The sequence below is a fragment of the Streptomyces niveiscabiei genome (genome assembly GCF_001419795.1).
Classification (GTDB): domain Bacteria; phylum Actinomycetota; class Actinomycetes; order Streptomycetales; family Streptomycetaceae; genus Streptomyces; species Streptomyces niveiscabiei.
Window position 1 is genome coordinate 1 of the sequence record NZ_LIRL01000165.1, and the last position, 4,606, is coordinate 4,606.

The 4,606-nt window shown below is 73.9% G+C and carries 1 protein-coding gene; it reads right to left on the reverse strand.

Annotated elements, in window-relative coordinates:
• The coding region (locus tag AOK24_RS09145; protein WP_159051830.1) for a non-ribosomal peptide synthetase at positions 1–4,606 on the reverse strand (4,606 nt) is incomplete at both ends.

A 4,606-nucleotide genomic window follows, 5' to 3' on the forward strand; every position in this document is an offset into this window, starting at 1 on the left:
TACCTTGACCTGGTCGTCGCCTCGTCCGGCGTACTCCAGGACGCCGTCGGGGCGCCAGCGGACGACGTCGCCGGAGCGGTAGAGGCGCCGGCCGGGGGTGAAGGGGTCGGCGACGAACCGTTCGGAGGTCAGGCCGGCCCGGCCGTGGTAGCCGCGGGCGACCGCGGGGCCGCCGAGGTACAGCTCGGCCCAGACGCCGGCCGGGACGGGGCGCAGCCTGGTGTCGAGGACGCGTACGGTGCGGCCCGCGAGGGGGCGGCCGATGGGGACGATCGCCCCGGCCGGGGGTTCCTCCTGGTCGGCGAACCAGCCGGTGGCGTAGACGGTGGCCTCGGTGGGGCCGTAGATGTTGGCGACGCGGGCGCCCGGCAGGACCTCCGCGATGCGTTCGGCGAGGCCGGTGGGGAACGCCTCGCCGCACATCAGGACGTGTCCGGCGGTGACGTCGAGCCCGTCCTCGGCGACGACGGCCGTCAGCGCGGACGGCACGGCCGAGATCAGGCTCCCCGACCAGCCCTCCTCGCGTTCGGCCAGTTCCAGGACGTCCCGGGCGATGTCGAGGGTGCCGCCCGCGACGAGGGTGGCGAAGAACTCGAAGACCGACACGTCGAAGTTGAGGGAGGTGGAGAAGAAGACGCGGCTGAACATGCCCTCGCCGAGGGTGAGCGCCCAGTCGAGGAGCGAGGCGAGCGCGGCGTGCGAGATGACGACGCCCTTGGGGCGGCCGGTCGAGCCGGAGGTGTAGATGGTGTAGGCGGCCGACTCCAGCGGCGGTTCCGGGAACGTCACGTCGCCCGTGGGCGCGGCGTCCGCGCGCAGGAGCCGTACGCCGTCCGGCTGTGTGGTCCCGTCGGTGACGACGACCTCGACGCCCGAGTCGGCGACCATGAACTCCAGCCGCTGCGGGGGGTATTCGGGGTCGAGGGGCACATAGGCGCCGCCCGCCCGCAGGACGGCGAGGACCGCGACGACGACGTCCACGGACCGGGACAGGCAGACCCCGGCCTTGGACTCGACGCCGACCCCGGCTTCCACGAGGGCGCCCGCGAGCCGGTCGACGCGCTCGCCCAGTTCGCCGTAGGTGACGGCCCGGTCGCCGTGGACGACGGCCACCGAGCCCGGGGCGCGGGCGACCTGGTCGAGGAAGAGGCCGACGACCGTGCGGGCGGGGGCTGTTGTGCCCTCCCCCACCGCCGCCGCCTCCAGTCGTCGCAGTTCTTCCTCGGGGACCAGCGGCAACATGCCGAGGGGGGTGTCCGGGTGGGCGGTGAGGGTGGCGAGGAGGTGTTCGAGATGGGCGGCGATGCCGTCGGCCGTGCGGGGGTCGAACAGGCCGGGGTCGTAGGCGAGGTCGAAGCGGACCCGGCCGTCGGCGTAGGCGGTGAGTGTGAGGGGGTAGGTGGTCGCCTCGGTGACCCGGATGTCGTCGAGGGTGAGGCCGTGGCGGGTGCCGGTGTCGTCGACGGGGTAGTTCTCGAAGATCAGGAGGCTGTCGAACAGGGCGGCGCCCGGGGGGAGTTCGGTGTCGATGTCGGTGAGGGCGAGGTGCTCGTGCGGGCGGGCCTCGGCCTGCCGGTCCTGGAGGTCGCGCAGCCAGCCCGCGACGGGGCGGCGCGGGTCCACGTCGACGCGGACGGGCAGGCTGTTGATGAACAGGCCGAGGATGTCCTCGGCGCCGGGCAGGTCGTCGGGGCGGCCGGAGACGGTGGAGCCGAAGACGACGTCGCGGACGCCGCAGTGGTGCGACAGCAGCAGCGCCCACGCGCCGCGCATCACCACGTTGACGGTGATCCGGTGGGTGCGGGCGAACTCCTCGATGCGGCGGGTGAGTTCACCGGAGGCGGTCCGGGTGACGTGCCCCGGCGGCCGGGCGCCGCCCGCCGGATCGGCGGTCCGGTCGTAGGGCAGGCGCAGCGGTTCGGTGAACCCGGCCATGCGCTCGCGCCAGAAGTCGGCCGCCGCGCCGTGCTCGCGTTCGGCCAGCCATGCGAGGTAGGTGCGGAAGGAGCCGCGCGCCGGGACGCCGTCGGTGGTGCCCGCGTACTCGGCGAGGACGTCGGAGAGCAGGGCGGCCGTGCTCCAGCCGTCGAGGAGGAGGTGGTGGAAGGTCCACACGACGTGGACGCGGCGGTCGGTGAGGCGGACGAGGGTCAGCCGCATCAGGGGCGGTTTCTCCAGGTCGATGCCCTGCGCGAGGTCCGCCGCGAGCAGGTCGTCGAGGGCTTCGTCGCGGTCGTCCAGCTCGCGCCAGTCCAGCAGGCGCACGGGCAGGTCAGGTGCCCGGTGGACGACTTGGACGGGTTCGCGGACGCCCTGCCAGGCGACGGCGGCCCGGAGGCTGTCGGTGCGGGCGACGACGGTCCGCCAGGCGTGGGCGAGGGCTTCGGGGTCGGTGACGCCGTCCACGGCGAACGTGAACTGCTCGCGGTAGGCGGCCGATCGGGGGTCGGCGAGGGCGTGGAAGACCATGCCGGCCTGGAGCGGGGTGAGCGGGAGGATGTCGTCGACGGTGGTGCCGTCACCGGCGAGGAGGTCGGTCTCCCGCTGGTCGAGGTCGACGAGGGGGTGGTCGCAGGGGGTGCGGCCACCGGTGCCGGGCAGGGCGCAGTGGTCGAGGAACCCGGTCAGGTGCGCGAGCAGCGCGTCCGCGAGGCGCCGGACGGTGTCGCGGTGGTGCAGGCCGCGTGAGTAGGACCAGGTGAAGGTGAGCCCGCCGTCGTGGAGCGCGCCGACGACGTCGAGGACGTGCGGGCGCGTTTCGGCGGGGCTGTGTTCGCCGCCGGGGTTGAGGCGCAGGCCCCGGTACCAGGCGTGGTCGGCGGCGAAGCGGCCCAGGTAGTTGAAGCTGATGCGGGGGTGCGGTACGTCGGGGAGGTTCAGGGCGCCGAAGCCGATGCCCCGGTCGGGTACGGCCCTCAGCTGCTCCTTGACGGACTTGACGGCCGCCGCCCACGCGTCGCCCGCCGGGAGCCGCAGGGCGACGGGGTGGATGGTGGTGAACCAGCCGATCGTGCGCGTCAGGTCGACGTCGGCGAAGAGTTCCTCGCGGCCGTGGCCCTCCAGGTTCACGGCGGTCCGCTCCCGCCCGGTCCACTCCCGCAGGGTGCGCGCGAGGGCGGTGAGCAGGACGTCGTTGACCTGGGTGCGGTAGACGTCGGGCACCCGGTGCAGCAGGGCCTCGGTGCGGTCGGCGTCGAGGGTGACGGTCACGGTCTCCTCGGAGCCGACCGTGTTGTCGCCGTCCGGCATGTCGAGCGGCAGTTCGGTGGGCGCCCCGGCGGTGGCCTCCCGCCAGTACGCCTCCTGCGGCGCGAATCCGCCCGTCTCGGTGTGCAGTCGCAGGCGGCGCGCCCACTGCTGGACGGACGTCGTCTTGGGGCCGAGGTCGGCGCGCGCCTGTGCGTGCACGGTGGCGAGGTCGTCCAGCAGGATCCGCCAGGAGACGCCGTCCATCACCAGGTGGTGCGTGATGATCAGCAGCCGTACGACGTCCTGCCGGCCGTCGGTGCCGGCCAGCACCCGGATGAGCGGCCCGTGTTCGAGGTCCAGCCCGGCCTGGGTGCGGGCACTCAGCTCGCGCCAGTCCGTCCCGGCCAGTGGGTGGACGGTGAACACCTCGTCGAGGTCCAGCTCCGGCAGGATGCGCGCCACCCAGCCGTCCCCGGTCCGGGTGAACACGCTGCGCAGCGCGTCGTGCCGGGCGACGACCTCGCCGACGGCCGCCCGCAGCGCCTGCGGGCGGGTGCCGGGGGCGAGTTCGCACTCCATCGCCATGTTGAAGTGAGCGGGTGCGACGGGGTGGGTGGTGAAGAACCAGTCCCGGATCGGGGTGGCGGCGACCGGCCCGGACACGGTGCCCTGTTCGGCCAGTACGGTGCTCGCCGCGCCGTCCGACTCGCCTGCGACGGCGGCGAGCGCGGCCACGGTCTGGCGCAGGAACACGTCCCGCGAGGTGAGTTCGAGCCCCGCCCGGCGGGCCCGTGAGACGACCTGGATGCTGAGGATCGAATCCCCGCCCAGGGTGAAGAAGTTGTCGTCGACCCCGACCCTGGGCAGGCCCAAGACGTCGGCCCAGATCCCGCACAGCACCTGCTCCGTCGCGGTCCTGGGCGCCCGGTGCGCGTCCTCGTCGACGGGCGGCGCGGGCAGCGCCCGCCGGTCGGTCTTCCCGCTGCTGGTCACCGGCAGTTCCGGCAGCGTGAGGAACGCGGAGGGCACCATGTAGTCGGGCAGCGAGGCCCGCGCGAACTCCCGCAGCACCGCGCCCGGCGCGGGTTCCGTGCGGGGCACGAGGTAGGCGACGATCTGTTTGATGCCGGGCCGGTCCTCCCGTACGACGACGGCGGCCCGCTCGACGCTGTCGTGGCCGCGCAGCACGGCCTCGATCTCCCCGAGTTCGATGCGCAGTCCCCGGATCTTGACCTGGTCGTCGCCCCGGCCGACGAACTCCAGCTGCCCGTCGGCGCGCCGCCGTACGACGTCACCGGTGCGGTAGAGCCGTTCCCCGGTGCCGAACGGGTCGGCGACGAACCGGGCGGCGGTCAGGTCGGGGCGGTTCAGGTAGCCGCGCGCCAGCCCTTCGCCGGAGACGTGGAGTTCGCCCGCG